Genomic DNA, 14,178 nt, shown 5'->3' with positions numbered 1-14,178 from the left:
TGCTCACGGGGTCACTTCTCCGCTGCCAGGGGGGCGAGCGTCTGGCGCAGCTCGTCCTCGCTCAGGGCCTTCATGGCGCGGGCGGCGATCTTGCCGTCGCGGTCGATGAAGACGGTCGAGGGGATCGACTGCGGGTTCAGGCTGCCCTTGGGGAAGCGCAGCAGCAGCTTGCCGGAGGAGTCGTACAGGCTCGGGTAGGGGACCTTGAACTCCTTCTCGAAGGCGATCGCGGGCGCCGGGTCGGGGTCGCGCGTGTCGAGCCCGACGAACTGCACACCCTTGTCCTTGAAGTCGTTCGCGACGGCGACGAGGTTCTTGGCCTCGGCCCGGCAGGGCGCGCACCACGAGCCCCACACGTTAAGGACGACGATCTTGCCCTTGTACTCCTTGGCGACGTCGAGGTCCTTGCCGTCGAGCGTCCTGCCCGACAGCTCGGGCGCCGCCTGCCGGCCGCTGCGCTCCTTGACGACGTCCACACCGCCCGTGCCCTGCACGAACTGCGTCTGCCCGCCGCCTCCCGCGGAGTCGTGGGAGCCGCAGGCGCTGAGCATCAGCGCCGCGAGGGCCGCGCCGATCGCCGGCACGGTGGTACGACGGCGTGGAAGTGGGCGTCGAAGGGCGCGGCAGGCACTCATGTGAAAAGTTTCGCATGGGCAGTTTAGGGATCTTCCGCACCCCCCTCGGTCTCGTCGGAGGACTCCCGCTCCCAGCCGGCGGGCGGCTCCTTCTCCTTTTCCCGCTCGGGAGTGGCCTGCGGGCGCGGCTTGGGGCGGCTCCCGGCCGCGGCCGCCTTGCCGTGCCACTTCTCTCCCACGTCCAGCGACCGCAGGTGCGCGAGGACCTCCGGCTTCTGCACGTCCAGCCAGTCGACGAACTGCCGGAAGGACACCAGCCGCACGTCGCGCCGCTTGTCGTCGGCGATGTACTTCAGCGCCTCCTCCACGGCGTCCATGTAGATCCCGCCGTTCCAGTCCTCGAAGTGGTTGCCCACGAAGAACGGCGCCCGGTTCGTCTCGTACGCCCGGTCGAACCCGGCGATGTACGACTCGGTCGCCTGCCGGCGCCAGGAGGGGTAGTGGTCGGGCACGCCGCGGGTGGTGTTCTTCGACTGGTTGGCGAGGATGTTGTAGTCCATCGACAACACCTCGAAGGAGTGACCCGGGAAGGGCATCTGCTGCAGCGGCAGGTCCCACAGCCCGTGCTTCTTGCGCGGCCAGACCTGCTCGCCGCCCGAGGAGCTCGCGTCGTAGCGCCAGCCCAGCCGCGCCGCCGTCGGCAGCAGCCCCTCCTGGTTGAGCAGGCACGGCGTCCGGCCGCCGATCAGCTCCTTGCGGTAGTCGAAGGGCAGCGGCTCCAGGTCGGTGAAGCCGGTGTGGGTGCGCCACTGGGTGACGAAGGAGACGGCCTGGTCGATCTCCGAGGCCCAGTCCTCCGGCGTCCAGCGGGCCACCGAACCGTGCCCGGTGCAGAAGTGCCCGTTGAAGTGCGTGCCGACCTCGTGCCCCTCCAGCCAGGCCGCCCGCAGGTTCTTGAGCGTCGCCTTGATGTGTTCGTCGGACAGGTAGCCGATGTCGGAGGCGCCGACCGGGTTGTTCGGCGGCTCGTACAGCCGCTTGCGCGACTCCGGCAGCAGGTAGATGCCCGAGAGGAAGAAGGTCATCTTCACGCCGTGGTCCCGGGCGAGCTTGCGGAAGCGCGGGAAGAGGCCGTTGCCGACCTCGCCGGCCCCGTCCCACGAGAAGATCACGAACTGCGGCGGCTTCTCCCCCGGCTCCAGCGGCACCGGCTTCGGCGGCTGCTCCGGCTGCGTGCCGGTGTCCGCCGTCGAGCCGTCGCCGATCAGCCGCGCCTTCGCCTTGGCCTCGTGGCCGCGCTGCCGCGGCCCCGGGCCGGTGGCCACCACCTCGTCGTCCCCGGACTGCGAACAGCCCGCGACCCCGCCGAGCGCCGCGGCCGCACCTGCTCCCATCCCCATGCCGAGCAGGTCCCGGCGGCTGATGTCGCGCATGTCGGCTCCATCCGATTTGCCCCCATACCATACGCCGTCCATATAAATGGACATTGAGTATGAGGGCGCGCCGGATTACGACGGTTGCGCAGTTATCGAGGGATTTCCCGCCCCCTGGGGGTGTTCTGGCGCTCCGCCAGGCGTACGGCGCGCGCCGGGCGCACCGCACCCGACGCGCACTCCCCGCGGCCTTCTCAGGCCCCGAACGCCTTCTGGCCGCCCTTCACCGGCTTCGCACCCGCCAGCAGATGCGCCGGCACCAGGTCCCGCGCCGGCTCGCTGTACCCCACCGAGACGATCCGGTCGCCCCGGTAGGTGAACGTCGTCAGGCTCGCCAGCGTGCACTGCCGCTTGCGCGGGTCGTGCCACAGCCTGCGCTTCTCCACGAAACTGCGCACGATCCAGATCGGCAGCTGATGGCTCACCAGCACCGCCTCGTGCCCGCGCGCCGCGTCCTTCGCCGCGTCCAGCGCCCCCATCATCCGCACGACCTGCTCCACGTAGGGCTCGCCCCACGACGGACGGAACGGGTTCGTCAGGTGCCGCCAGTTCGCGGGCTTGCGCAGCGCGCCGTCGCCCACGCCGAAGGTCTTGCCCTCGAAGACGTTCGCCGCCTCGATCAGCCGCTCGTCCGTCGCCAGCTCCAGGCCGTGCGTCTTCGCGATCGGCGTCGCCGTCTCCTGCGCCCGCTCCAGCGGCGAGGCCACCACGTACGTCACGTCCCGCTCCGCCAGGTGTTCGGCCACCCGGTCGGCCATCCGCCGGCCCAGCTCGGAGAGGTGGTAGCCCGCCCGGCGGCCGTAGAGCACGCCGTCGGGGTTGTGCACCTCGCCGTGCCGCATCAGATGGACGACGGTGATGTCGTCCGCGCCCTTCGCGCTCACTTCTCGCCCTCCGTCGCCTCGGCCGCCGCCCGCGCCGCCGCCGGCAGCGCCGCCGCGATCCGCTCGATCGCCGCCGCGTCGTGGCTCGTGGAGACGAACCACGACTCGAACGCCGACGGCGGCAGGTACACGCCCTGCGCCAGCATCGAATGGAAGAAGGCGTTGAAACGGAACGCCTCCTGCGAACGGGCCTTCTCGTAGTCCGTGACCTGCGTCTCGGTGAAGAAGACCGAGAACATGTTCCCCGACGTCTGCAGGCGGTGGGCCACCCCCGCCTTCGCCAGCGCCTCCGTCACCAGGGAGCCGATCTCGGCGGCCACCGCGTCCACCTTCTCGTACGCGGCGTCGTCCAGCAGCCGCAGCTGCGCCAGGCCCGCGGCCGTCGCCACCGGATTGCCCGACAGCGTGCCCGCCTGGTACACCGGGCCGGCCGGCGCCAGCTGCGCCATCACGTCCGCCCGGCCGCCGAACGCCGCCGCCGGGAAGCCGCCGCCCATGACCTTGCCGAAGGTCATCAGGTCCGGCTTCACGCCGTCGATGCCGTACCAGCCGGCCTTCGAGACACGGAAGCCCGTCATCACCTCGTCGGAGATGAACAGCGCGCCGTTCTGCGCGCACGCCGTCTTCAGCCCCTCGTTGAAGCCCGGCAGCGGCGGGACGACGCCCATGTTGCCCGGCGACGCCTCGGTGATCACGCACGCGATCTCACCCGGGTGGGCGTGGAACGCCGCGTGCACGGCCTCCAGGTCGTTGTACGGCAGCACGATCGTGTCCCCGGCCTGCGCCCCGGTCACGCCCGGGGTGTCCGGCAGCCCGAAGGTCGCCACCCCGGAACCGGCCGCGGCCAGCAGCGCGTCCACGTGACCGTGGTAGCACCCGGCGAACTTGATCACCTTGGACCGGCCCGTGAAGCCGCGCGCCAGCCGGATCGCCGACATGGTCGCCTCGGTGCCCGAGGACACCAGGCGCACCTGCTCGACCGGCTCCACCCGGGAGACGATCTCCTCCGCCAGGGCGACCTCGCCCTCGCCGGGCGTGCCGAACGACGTACCGCGCGCCACGGCCTGCTGGACCGCGGCGATCACCTCCGGGTGCGCATGGCCGAGAATCATCGGTCCCCAGGAACACACGAGGTCCACATATTCCCGGCCATCCGCGTCCGTCAGGTACGGACCGGTGCCCGAAACCATGAACCGGGGCGTACCCCCCACGGCGCGGAACGCGCGCACGGGAGAGTTCACGCCACCGGGCGTCACGGCCGACGCACGGTCGAAGAGCATCTGGGAGACTGGGGCGTCATATGGGTAGCTCACGCTAGCCATGGTCTCAGAGCGCTCCCACCGGTCGCGTCCGGGCGTTTCGCGCGTCCGCAGCGGGGGAGGTCTCTGAGACGATGATCGGGTTGCGCGGCGGGGGCTGTGCTGCCCAAAAGTGCGGTCGGGTGGAGATATGCATCGCGGTGGCGGACTGGGCGAGGGCACGGACGACCTGGGGCCCGAGCGAGCAGAGCGGACCCACAAGGGGCGACACCGGCGCGCGGACAAAAGCGGCGAGAGCCGTGAGGAACACAGCGCGAGCAGGAGTGGCCGGGTGGGGGTGACCTACAAGTACTTCGGGGCGCCGAACGGCGCCACCGCTGCCCGCGTGCCCCTTTCCATGCGCCCCGAGGAGCTCGGCGGTGACGAGCTGGGCATGGGCGGGATGTTTACCAGGATCAAGCCGGAGACCGTGGCCGCCATGGTCCTCACCGGCATCCAGGGCATACCCCTGCACAAGGTGCCCCCACTCGAGCTGGTGGTTCTCCACCCCGACTACGCGGTCGTCAAGCTGCCCATGACCGTCGTCGACCCGCTGCGCGGCATCGGCGAGGAATCGGTGGGCGCGGCGGCGTTCATCTGGTCCACCGTCCCGGACCGCGGCGGCCCCCGCGACGCCTTCACCGTCTACCGGCTGCTGCACGAATGGCAGGATTTCTCCCACCGCCTGCACGAGGCCGGCCACCAGCCGTACTGCCTGGTCTGGCCGTAAATCCGGACGATCCCCCGTAATACCGTACGAGCATGTTCATCGCCCGCTCCATCGCCCTCTTCCTCCTCGCCGCCCTGCTGGAGATCGGCGGCGCCTGGCTGGTGTGGCAGGGCGCCCGCGAACACCGCGGCTGGGCCTGGATCGGGGCGGGGATCATCGCGCTGGGCGCGTACGGCTTCGTCGCCACGCTCCAGCCCGACGCCCACTTCGGCCGGATCCTCGCCGCGTACGGCGGTGTCTTCGTCGCCGGATCGCTGGCCTGGGGCATGGTCGCCGACGGCTACCGCCCCGACCGCTACGACGTGACCGGCGCCCTGGTCTGCCTCGCCGGCGTCGCCCTGATCATGTACGGGCCGCGAGGCCGGTGAGGGCCCGGCCTATGCTGCGGCATAGGTCCCAGCGATCCCAGCCGCCCCAGGAGGCCCAGTCATGAGCACCCGCACCGCAGTGATCACCGGCGCCAGCAGTGGCATCGGCGCCGCCACCGCCCGGCAGCTCGCCGCCGCCGGCTACCGCGTGGTGCTCACCGCCCGCCGCGAGGACCGCATCACCGCCCTCGCCGAGGAGCTCACCGCCGCCGGCCACCAGGCCGTCGCCTACGCCCTCGACGTCACCGACCGCACCGCCGTCGACGCCTTCGGCGACTGGCTGGACGGCCAGGGCCCCATCGAGGTCCTCGTCAACAACGCCGGCGGCGCCATCGGCACCGAGACCGTCGCCACCGCCGACCCCACCGACTGGCGCACCATGTACGAGGTCAACGTCCTCGGCACCCTCCACATGACCCAGGCGCTGCTGCCCCGCCTCACGGCGGCCGAGGGCACCGTGATCGTCCTGTCCTCCACCGCGGGCCTGGCCACCTACGAGGGCGGCGGCGGCTACGTCGCCGCCAAGCACGGCGCCCACGTCCTCGCCGAGACCCTCCGCCTGGAGCTGTGCGGCCAGCCCGTCCGCGTCATCGAGATCGCCCCCGGCATGGTGCGCACCGAGGAGTTCGCCCTCACCCGCTTCCGCGGCGACCGGGACAAGGCCGCCGCCGTCTACAGCGGCGTCGCCGAACCCCTCACCGCCGACGACGTCGCCGACACCATCACCTGGGCCGTCACCCGCCCGCCCCACGTCAACATCGACCTGCTCGTCGTCCGTCCCCGCGCCCAGGCCTCCAACTACAAGGTCCACCGCGAGTCCTGACCGGCCATCGGACCGGGGACCGAGGACCGGCGACCGATAGCCGAAACGATCAAGCTGGCCTAGATTCGACGCACAGCACCCGCCCCACGCAGAAAGACCGGAGACCGGGAACCATGCGCGTCATCGATTTCGACCACCTCGTCCTCAACGTCGCCGACCCCGAGCGCGCCCTCGCCTTCTACACCGGCCCCCTCGGCCTGGAGCCGGTCCGCGTGGAGGAGTGGCGCGCCGGCACGGTGCCCTTCCCCTCCGTGCGCGTCACCCCGACCACGATCATCGACCTGGTCGAGGGCCCGCGCGGCGAGACCAACGTCGACCACATCTGCCTGGTCGTCGAGCCCCTCGACTGGCAGACGGTCATCGACTCCGGCACCTTCGACGTCGTCCGCGGCCCCAGCACCAACTTCGGCGCCCGCGGCAACGCCGAGTCCCTCTACGTCCGCGACCCGGACGGCAACACGGTCGAACTGCGCTGGTACCCGCAGGACGCCTGAGCCGGAACCGGTCGCCGGCCCGGCCCTCGATCCGGCTCGGCCGATCCGGCTCGGCCGAGCCGGCTCAGCCCTTCACGCAGATGACCTGCTTGAGGTGGGCCACGACCTCGACGAGGTCCCGCTGCTGCTCCATGACCTGCTCGATGGGCTTGTAGGCGGCCGGGATCTCGTCGACCACGCCGGAGTCCTTGCGGCACTCGACGCCGCGCGTCTGGTGTGCCAGGTCCTCGGCGGAGAATCGCTTCTTCGCGGCGTTGCGGCTCATGCGGCGGCCGGCGCCGTGCGAGGCGGAGTTGAACGAGTCCTCGTTGCCCAGGCCGCGCACGATGTACGAGCCGGTGCCCATGGAGCCGGGGATGATGCCGTACTCGCCGCCGCCCGCGCGGATCGCGCCCTTGCGGGTGACCAGCAGCTCCACGCCCTCGTAGGTCTCCTCGGCCACGTAGTTGTGGTGGCAGGAGATCTCGGGCTCGAAGGTGGGCTTCGCCTTCTTGAACTGCTTGCGGACGACGTCCTTCAGCAGCGCCATCATGATCTCGCGGTTGTGGCGCGCGTACTCCTGTGCCCAGAACAGGTCGTGCCGGTAGGCCGCCATCTGCGGGGTGTCGGCGAGGAAGACGGCGAGGTCGCGGTCGACCAGGTTCTGGTTGTGCGAGAGCTTCTGCGCCTGGCCGATGTGGTACTCGGCCAGCTCCTTGCCGATGTTCCGGGAGCCGGAGTGCAGCATGAGCCACACCGAACCGGACTCGTCTATGCAGAGCTCCACAAAGTGGTTTCCTCCGCCGAGCGTTCCCATCTGCTTCAGCGCCCGTCCCTGCCGGAACTTCACCGCCTCCGCCACCCCCTGGAAGCGTCCCCAGAAGGCGTCCCAGCCCGCCGTCGGCAGGCCGTGCAGGCGGACCGGGTCGACCGGGTCGTCGTGCATGGCGAAGCCGACCGGGATGGCGTCCTCGATCTTGCGGCGCAGGGGGGAGAGGTCGCCGGGGAGGTCCTCGGCGCGCAGGGAGGTTTTGACCGCGGACATGCCGCAGCCGATGTCGACGCCGACCGCCGCCGGGCAGACGGCGCCGCGCATCGCGATCACGGATCCGACCGTGGCGCCCTTGCCGAAGTGGACGTCCGGCATCACGGCGAGGCCCTGCACCCACGGCAGTGTCGTCACGTTCTGCAGCTGTCGCAGGGCGACGGGCTCGACGGTGGCCGGGTCGGCCCACATGCGGATCGGCACCCGGGCGCCGGGCACCTCGGTGTAGGACATATTGGGTTCATTCCCCCGAATAGAGCAGATAAAGCAAACAGCGGACGTATTCGCTGATAGTCGACAGGGAACCGGCGGATGCGGCGGCCCGTGCGGTACACATTGTGTTCAGTCGCCACCTTGCGGCGACAACCCGTTTTCCGGCGAAGGGAGCCACGGACAGTGCAGCGAAGGGCGTACGCACCGGCAGCAGCACTGGCCGCGGTGGCGGTGCTGTCGGCACTGCTCGGCGGGTGCGGCGGGGGCGCCGGGGCCGACGGCCACGGCCAGGACGCCAAGCCCGGGCCGGGCGGTTCGTCGGCCGGCTCGGCGGAGCCGGGGAAGTACCACAGCCTGCCCGAGCCCTGCGGCTACGTGAGCCCCGCGACGATCCGGCGGATGCTGCCGGGCGTGGACCAGGGCGACGAGGAGGAGGCCAAGCGCCTGCTGCGCGGCCAGGCCGCGATCACGTACGACACGGACCGCCGGGTGGGCTGCCGCTGGAAGCTGGAGACCCCGGAGGGCACCCGGCATCTGACGGTGGACTTCGAGCGCGTCGTGTCGTACCAGCCGGGGATCAGCGACGAGAACCGGGCCCGGCAGCTGTACGCCCGGCAGGCGGCCGAGGCGCACATCGCCGTCGCGACGCCGTCGGCGTCCGCCGCGCCGTCCGCCTCGGCGGGCGGCGCCTCCCCGAGCACCGGCCCGGCCCCGCAGCTGCGCGGCGCCACGCCGGCGCCCTCCTCCCCGCCGGCGTCCGCTGCGGCGCCCTCCGGCGGGGCGTCCTCGGCGCCGCCGTCGGCGGATCCGCGGCTGGCGCCGCGGGTGCTGGACGATCTGGGCGACGACGCGTTCGTCAACGACAAGCTGGTCACGGCGGGCTCGGGGGTGCACCGTGACGTCACGGTGGTCTTCCGTTCGTCCAATGTGCTGGTGACGATCGCGTACGACCAGTGGACGACGGATCCGCGGCACGTGCCCGCCAGCCAGGACCTGCAGGGCAAGGCCCAGGACCTGGCCCGTGAACTCGACGCGGGGCACTTCGGGAATTAGCGGGTGATTAGCCCGGGCGCGAGGCCGCAATGCGGCGCCCGCCGCGCCCGGGCCGCGTACCGTGCCCGTGTAAAACCGTGCTCGTATCCATCCGGTACTGCCCCCGCCGTCACTACTTTCGAATGAGCGAAGGACCCATGCACCGACGTACAGCCCCGCGACTCGCCCGATTCCTCGCCTGCGCCGCAGTTCCGGTGATGCTCGTCGCCACCGGCTGCTCGGACGACGGCGGGGAGAAGAAGGAGCCGGAGAAGAAGCCGTCGTCCGCGGCCCCGGGTTCGGCGAAGCCGAGCGCCTCGGCGTCCGCCTCCGCGAAGGCGGCGACGTTCGCCAAGCTGCCGGAGGTGTGCAAGACGCTGTCCGGCGACACCATCGACAAGATGGTGCCGAAGGCGGAGAAGAAGGAGGGCAAGGCGCTGCCCTCGTCCGACACCAATGACTCCGCCAGCTGCATCTGGAGCGGTCTGAACGACAAGGACGTCAAGGACCTGCAGTTCCGCACGCTGACCGTGTCGCTGAAGCGGTTCTCCTCGGACCCGACGCTGGGTTCGGGCGAGAAGCGTGCCGACGACTTCATGACGAAGCAGGTGCAGGCGGCGACGACGCAGGACGGTGCGAAGGACGCCAAGTCGGAGAAGGTCTCGGACATCGGTGACGCGGCGTCGGTGGTGAGCTCGACGACGAAGAAGGACGACAACGAGTTCAAGAACGAGACGGTCGTCGCGCGCACCCAGAACGTGGTGGTGACCGTGAAGTACAGCGGTGCCGGTTACGAGGGCGCCAAGACGCCGGACGCGGACGAGCTGAAGAAGTCGGCGCAGGACGCGACCAAGGAGGTCGTGAAGGCGGTCGGCGCGGCCAACGGCAAGCAGTAGGCGCAAAAAGGGGAAGGGCCCCGGTTCCGGTGATCTCTCACCGGAACCGGGGCCCTTTTCCGTATCGGCTTCCGTAGCGGCGACCGGTTACGCGCTCAGCAGCTTGCGCACCCGGTCGGCGCCGACGGCGAGCAGCAGCGTGGGCAGGCGCGGGCCGGTGTCCCGCCCGACGAGCAGGTGGTAGAGCAGCGCGAAGAACTGGCGCTGGGCGACCTTGAGCTCGGGGGTGGGCTTGGCCTCGGGGTCCAGGCCGGCCATGATCTTCGGCACGCCGTAGACGAGGTGGGTCAGGCCGTCGAGGGACCAGTGCTCGTCCAGGCCCTCCAGCAGCAGGCGCAGCGACTCGCGGCCGGTGTCGTCGAGGGAGGCGAGGAGCTCGGTGTCGGGCTCGGCGCGGACGATGGTGCGCTGGTCGGCGGGGACCTGGTTGTTGATCCAGTGCTCGGCCCGGTCGAGGCGGGGGCGGCACTCGTCGAGGCTGGTGACGGGGTTGGCCGGGTCGAGGTCGCCGAGGATGCGCAGGGTCTGCTCGTCGTGGCCGGCGGTGATGTCGACGACGGAGGCCAGCGTGCGGTAGGGCAGCGGGCGGGGGGTCGTCGGCAGCTCACCGGCCGCGGTGCGGACGGCGCGGTTGTAGGCGGCGACGTCGGCGGGCAGGGCGGTGCCGTCGGCGACCTTGGCGGCGAGCTTGTCCCACTCGTCGTAGAGCCGCTGGATCTCCTGGTCGAAGGCGATCTTGAAGGACTGGTTGGGCTTGCGGCGGGCGTACAGCCAGCGCAGCAGCGGGGCCTCCATGATCTGCAGGGCGTCGCCGGGGGTGGGGACGCCGCCCTTGGAGGAGGACATCTTGGCCATGCCGCTGATGCCGACGAAGGCGTACATGGGACCGATGGGCTGCTCGCCACCGAAGATCGGGCCGACGATCTGGCCGCCGACCTGGAAGGAGGAGCCCGGGGAGGAGTGGTCGACGCCGGAGGGCTCGAAGATCACGCCTTCGTGGGCCCAGCGCATGGGCCAGTCGACCTTCCAGACGAGCTTGCCGTGGTCGAACTCCTTGAGCAGCACGGTCTCGGCGTGGCCGCACTGGCAGGTGTAGGACAGCTCGGTGGTCTCGTCGTCGTACGCCGTGACGGTGGTGAGGTCCTTGTTGCAGACGGTGCAGTACGGCTTGTACGGGTAGTAGCCGGTGCTGCTGCTGCCGTCGTCCTCGGTGGCGGCGCCGGAGCCCTCGGCGGCCTCCAGCTCGGCCTCCTCGACGGGCTTCTGCTGCTTCTTGACCGCAGTGGCGGGCTTGGCCTTGGTGCGGTACTGGGCGAGGATCGCGTCGATGTCGCCGCGGTGCTTCATGGCGTGCAGGATCTGCTCGCGGTAGGCACCGGAGGTGTACTGCGCGGTCTGGCTGATGCCGCGGTACTCGACGCCGAGCTCGTCCAGGGCCTCGATCATGGCGGCCTTGAAGTGCTCGGCCCAGCTGCCGTGGGTGCTGCCGGGCGGGGCGGGCACGGAGGTCAGCGGCTTGCCGATGTGCTCGGCCCAGGAGGGGTCGATGCCGGCCGGGACCTTGCGGTACCGGTCGTAGTCGTCCCAGGAGAGGATGTGGATGCACTCGTGGCCGCGGCGGCGGATCTCGTCGGCGACCAGGTGCGGGGTCATGACCTCGCGGAGGTTGCCGAGGTGGATGGGGCCGGAGGGGGACAGGCCCGAGGCGACGACGATCGGTTTGCCGGGAGCGCGGCGCTCACCTTCGGCGATGACCTCGTCGGCGAAACGGGAGACCCAGTCGGCCTCGGTGCTCTGAGCCTGAGCCACGGCACTTCCTTCCTTACGGTCCTGGCATGACCATTGTCCCAGACGGACGGGGTGCTCCGAGGGTTGCCCGAGGGGGGCGCGAATTCCGTGGGGGCCGTGGTACACGCATGGGATACTCGGGGTGTCGAAATGCCGCCTACCGGAATGGCACCTTTCCATGGCTTCGGTTCCTTCGCTCGCTTCCACGCTTCACCAGCGCATCGCGGACGCCCTGGCGGCCGCCGTGCCGCAGGCCGGCGCCGCCGACCCGCTGCTGCGACGAAGCGACCGGGCGGACTTCCAGGCCAACGGCATGCTGGCGCTGGCGAAGAAGCTGAAGGGCAACCCGCGGGAGCTGGCGGCCGAGGTCGTGAAGTCCCTGCCGGCGGACGAGCTGATCAAGGACGTCGAGGTCTCGGGCCCCGGCTTTTTGAACATCTCCGTCACCGATGCCGCGATCACCGGCACCCTGGCGGCCCGCGCGGCGGACGAGCGCCTGGGCGTGCCGTTCAAGGAGCACCCGGGCACGACCGTGATCGACTGGGCGCAGCCGAACGTGGCCAAGGAGATGCACGTCGGTCACCTGCGGAACACGGTGATCGGCAACTCGGTCGTGCGGCTGCTGGAGTTCACCGGTGAGAAGGTGGTCAGCCGCCACCACATCGGCGACTGGGGCACGCAGTTCGGCATGCTCATCCAGTACTTGATCGAGCACCCGCACGAGCTGGACCACAAGGACGAGCAGACCTCCGGCGAGGAGGCCATGTCGAACCTGAACCGGCTGTACAAGGCCTCGCGTGCGCTGTTCGACTCGGACGAGGAGTTCAAGGCCCGGGCCCGGCGCCGGGTGGTGGACCTGCAGGCGGGTGACGAGCAGACGCTCGCGCTGTGGCAGAAGTTCGTCGACGAGTCGAAGATCTACTTCTACTCGGTGTTCGACAAGCTGGACGTGGAGATCCGCGACGAGGACATCGTCGGCGAGTCGGGTTACAACGACATGCTCGCCGAGACCTGCCGCCTGCTGGAGGAGTCGGGCGTCGCGGTGCGCTCGGAGGGCGCGCTGTGCGTCTTCTTCGACGACGTGAAGGGCCCGGAGGGCAACCCGGTCCCGCTGATCGTGCAGAAGTCCGACGGCGGCTTCGGCTATGCCGCGACCGACCTGTCCGCGATCCGCGACCGCGTCTTCAACCTCAAGGCCGACACGCTGCTGTACGTGGTGGACACCCGGCAGTCGCTGCACTTCAAGATGGTCTTCGAGACCGCGCGCCGGGCCGGCTGGCTCACCGACGAGGTCACGGCCGTGCAGCTGGGCTTCGGCACGGTGCTGGGCAAGGACGGCAAGCCGTTCAAGACCCGTGAGGGCGAGACGGTGCGGCTGGTGGACCTGCTGGACGAGGCCGTCGCCCGGGCGTCGGCGATCGTGCGGGAGAAGGCCCAGGACCTGAGCGAGGAGGAGATCGCCGAGCGCGGCGCCCAGGTGGGCATCGGCGCGGTGAAGTACGCGGACCTGTCGACGTCGGCGGCCCGCGACTACAAGTTCGACCTCGACCAGATGGTCTCGCTCAACGGTGACACCTCGGTCTACCTGCAGTACGCCTTCGCGCGCATCCAGTCGATCCTGCGCAAGGCGGGCGAGGCGGGTCCGGTGGCGCACCCTGAGCTGGCGCTGGCTCCGGCGGAGCGCGCCCTGGGTCTGCACCTGGACCAGTTCGCGGCGACGGTGGCGGAGGCGGCCGGGGAGTACGCGCCGCACAAGCTGGCGGGGTACCTCTACCAGCTGGCCTCGCTGTACACGACGTTCTACGACCAGTGCCCGGTGCTGCGCGCCGAGTCGCCGGAGCTGGTGGAGAACCGCCTGTTCCTGTGCGACCTCACGGCCCGCACGCTGCGCCAGGGCATGGCGCTGCTGGGCATCCGGACGCCCGAGCGCCTGTAAGGGCTCATCCCGCGCCGGCACCGAGCTCGAACCAGATCAGCTTGCCGACCAGCCCCTGGGGCTGGTCGCGCAGGGCGAAGCCGCCCCAGCTGTCGGCGCACCACTGGACCAGGCCCAGGCCCCGGCCCTGTTCGGCGCCGTTGTCGGCGGCGTCGGGCAGGGCGACGCGGTCGAGCGCGGGCATGCGGGGGTTGGTGTCCCACACGGCGACGCGCACCCGGTCGCCCTCGCGTTTGACGCGTACGGAGGCGGGGCCGTCGGAGTAGCGGTAGGCGTTGGTGACGAGCTCCGAGGTGAGGAGCTCGGCGGTGTCGGCGAGTTCGAGGAAGCCGTGTTCCTCGAAGATGGTGCGCAGGGTGCGCCGGGCGATGCACGGCGCCATGGGGTCCGAGGGGACCTGGAGGGTGTACTCCCAGTCGTCCGTGGGTTCGGGGTCATGACTCATGCACGCCTCCGTGGAGTAAGCGACCTGACACACACGGTAGTCATGGTCGGAGCACATACCCCGCCCCTCGGGGTTTTCAGCAAGAGACGACCTGTGTGGGTGACGATCGTGAACTATGCGCCCACTCTCGCGTGAGCTGCGCAAACGCGATGTCTTCGCACCGGGCGGATACACGCAGGCGGCGCCGTGCGGTCCCGGAGGCCGGGATTCCCGCAGGACGCCGCCATTGCGCTGCGTAA

14 protein-coding genes are annotated in these 14,178 nt (G+C 70.5%); 7 read left to right on the top strand and 7 right to left on the bottom strand.

Annotated features, from left to right (window positions below):
* Nucleotides 1-11: 11 nt before the first annotated feature.
* The 4 genes from AC27L3_RS13180 to hemL all read right to left on the bottom strand — a co-directional run bounded on the left by AC27L3_RS13180 (nt 12) and on the right by hemL (nt 4,214).
* Nucleotides 12-635 (bottom strand): TlpA family protein disulfide reductase, encoded by a 624-nt coding sequence (locus AC27L3_RS13180; protein WP_487234221.1) that lies wholly within the window; start codon nt 633-635, stop codon nt 12-14.
* A gap of 23 nt (nt 636-658) precedes the next feature.
* A complete protein-coding gene (locus AC27L3_RS13175) occupies nt 659-2,008 on the bottom strand; it encodes a polysaccharide deacetylase family protein (RefSeq protein WP_487234220.1) in 1,350 nt (449 codons plus the stop codon).
* Between the two features lie 194 nt (nt 2,009-2,202).
* The gene (locus tag AC27L3_RS13170) at nt 2,203-2,850 is read right to left on the bottom strand and encodes a histidine phosphatase family protein (RefSeq protein WP_487234394.1); all 648 of its coding nucleotides are present in this window, start codon (nt 2,848-2,850) and stop codon (nt 2,203-2,205) included.
* A gap of 38 nt (nt 2,851-2,888) precedes the next feature.
* Nucleotides 2,889-4,214 (bottom strand): glutamate-1-semialdehyde 2,1-aminomutase, encoded by a 1,326-nt coding sequence (gene hemL / locus AC27L3_RS13165; RefSeq protein WP_487234219.1) that lies wholly within the window; start codon nt 4,212-4,214, stop codon nt 2,889-2,891.
* 127 nt (nt 4,215-4,341) lie between these two features.
* On the opposite strand from hemL, the gene AC27L3_RS13160 reads away from it, so the two are divergent.
* The 4 genes from AC27L3_RS13160 (at nt 4,342) to AC27L3_RS13145 (ending at nt 6,605) form a co-directional block, all read left to right on the top strand.
* Nucleotides 4,342-4,920 carry a hypothetical protein gene (locus AC27L3_RS13160; RefSeq protein WP_344438402.1) on the top strand — a complete coding sequence of 193 codons (579 nt, stop codon included), beginning with the start codon at nt 4,342-4,344 and terminating at the stop codon, nt 4,918-4,920.
* Between the two features lie 32 nt (nt 4,921-4,952).
* A complete protein-coding gene (locus AC27L3_RS13155; protein ID WP_487234218.1) occupies nt 4,953-5,288 on the top strand; it encodes a YnfA family protein in 336 nt (111 codons plus the stop codon).
* A gap of 61 nt (nt 5,289-5,349) precedes the next feature.
* A complete protein-coding gene (locus tag AC27L3_RS13150) occupies nt 5,350-6,111 on the top strand; it encodes an SDR family NAD(P)-dependent oxidoreductase (protein ID WP_487234217.1) in 762 nt (253 codons plus the stop codon).
* Nucleotides 6,112-6,224: 113 nt separating this feature from the next.
* The gene (locus tag AC27L3_RS13145; RefSeq protein ID WP_487234216.1) at nt 6,225-6,605 is read left to right on the top strand and encodes a VOC family protein; all 381 of its coding nucleotides are present in this window, start codon (nt 6,225-6,227) and stop codon (nt 6,603-6,605) included.
* A gap of 64 nt (nt 6,606-6,669) precedes the next feature.
* Here the strand turns inward: AC27L3_RS13145 and AC27L3_RS13140 are convergent, their stop codons facing one another.
* On the bottom strand, nt 6,670-7,863 hold the full coding sequence (locus AC27L3_RS13140) for an RtcB family protein (protein ID WP_487234215.1): 1,194 nt from the start codon (nt 7,861-7,863) through the stop codon (nt 6,670-6,672).
* Nucleotides 7,864-8,025: 162 nt separating this feature from the next.
* Between AC27L3_RS13140 and AC27L3_RS13135 the strand changes: the two genes are divergently transcribed.
* Nucleotides 8,026-8,895: a hypothetical protein gene (locus AC27L3_RS13135; RefSeq protein ID WP_487234214.1), complete on the top strand. Its 870-nt coding sequence runs from the start codon at nt 8,026-8,028 to the stop codon at nt 8,893-8,895.
* A 137-nt stretch (nt 8,896-9,032) separates the two neighbouring features.
* Nucleotides 9,033-9,770, top strand: coding sequence for a hypothetical protein (locus AC27L3_RS13130; RefSeq protein ID WP_487234213.1), 738 nt, complete (start codon nt 9,033-9,035; stop codon nt 9,768-9,770).
* A gap of 87 nt (nt 9,771-9,857) precedes the next feature.
* On the opposite strand, the gene lysS is transcribed toward AC27L3_RS13130, so the two are convergent.
* Entirely contained in the window at nt 9,858-11,579 is a 1,722-nt protein-coding gene (gene lysS, locus AC27L3_RS13125; protein WP_487234212.1) for a lysine--tRNA ligase, read from the bottom strand.
* 157 nt (nt 11,580-11,736) lie between these two features.
* On the opposite strand from lysS, the gene argS reads away from it, so the two are divergent.
* Nucleotides 11,737-13,494 (top strand): arginine--tRNA ligase, encoded by a 1,758-nt coding sequence (gene argS / locus AC27L3_RS13120; protein ID WP_487234211.1) that lies wholly within the window; start codon nt 11,737-11,739, stop codon nt 13,492-13,494.
* Between the two features lie 4 nt (nt 13,495-13,498).
* Here argS and AC27L3_RS13115 read toward each other — a convergent pair whose 3' ends face one another.
* On the bottom strand, nt 13,499-13,939 hold the full coding sequence (locus AC27L3_RS13115) for an ATP-binding protein (RefSeq protein ID WP_344438422.1): 441 nt from the start codon (nt 13,937-13,939) through the stop codon (nt 13,499-13,501).
* Nucleotides 13,940-14,178: the final 239 nt, after the last annotated feature.

The organism is Streptomyces sp. PKA51, from assembly GCF_057552455.1.
This window is presented reverse-complemented; position numbering and strand designations above follow the sequence as displayed.

Excerpts from the sequence above, each read along its gene's own strand:
- AC27L3_RS13180 (WP_487234221.1), bottom strand. The coding sequence starts at position 635 with ATGAGTGCCTGCCGCGCCCTTCGACGCCCACTTCCACGCCGTCGTACC.
- AC27L3_RS13175 (WP_487234220.1), bottom strand. The coding sequence starts at position 2,008 with ATGCGCGACATCAGCCGCCGGGACCTGCTCGGCATGGGGATGGGAGCA.
- AC27L3_RS13170 (WP_487234394.1), bottom strand. The coding sequence starts at position 2,850 with ATGCGGCACGGCGAGGTGCACAACCCCGACGGCGTGCTCTACGGCCGC.
- hemL (WP_487234219.1), bottom strand. The coding sequence starts at position 4,214 with ATGGCTAGCGTGAGCTACCCATATGACGCCCCAGTCTCCCAGATGCTC.
- AC27L3_RS13160 (WP_344438402.1), top strand. The coding sequence starts at position 4,342 with ATGCATCGCGGTGGCGGACTGGGCGAGGGCACGGACGACCTGGGGCCC.
- AC27L3_RS13155 (WP_487234218.1), top strand. The coding sequence starts at position 4,953 with ATGTTCATCGCCCGCTCCATCGCCCTCTTCCTCCTCGCCGCCCTGCTG.
- AC27L3_RS13150 (WP_487234217.1), top strand. The coding sequence starts at position 5,350 with ATGAGCACCCGCACCGCAGTGATCACCGGCGCCAGCAGTGGCATCGGC.
- AC27L3_RS13145 (WP_487234216.1), top strand. The coding sequence starts at position 6,225 with ATGCGCGTCATCGATTTCGACCACCTCGTCCTCAACGTCGCCGACCCC.
- AC27L3_RS13140 (WP_487234215.1), bottom strand. The coding sequence starts at position 7,863 with ATGTCCTACACCGAGGTGCCCGGCGCCCGGGTGCCGATCCGCATGTGG.
- AC27L3_RS13130 (WP_487234213.1), top strand. The coding sequence starts at position 9,033 with ATGCACCGACGTACAGCCCCGCGACTCGCCCGATTCCTCGCCTGCGCC.
- argS (WP_487234211.1), top strand. The coding sequence starts at position 11,737 with ATGGCTTCGGTTCCTTCGCTCGCTTCCACGCTTCACCAGCGCATCGCG.
- AC27L3_RS13115 (WP_344438422.1), bottom strand. The coding sequence starts at position 13,939 with ATGAGTCATGACCCCGAACCCACGGACGACTGGGAGTACACCCTCCAG.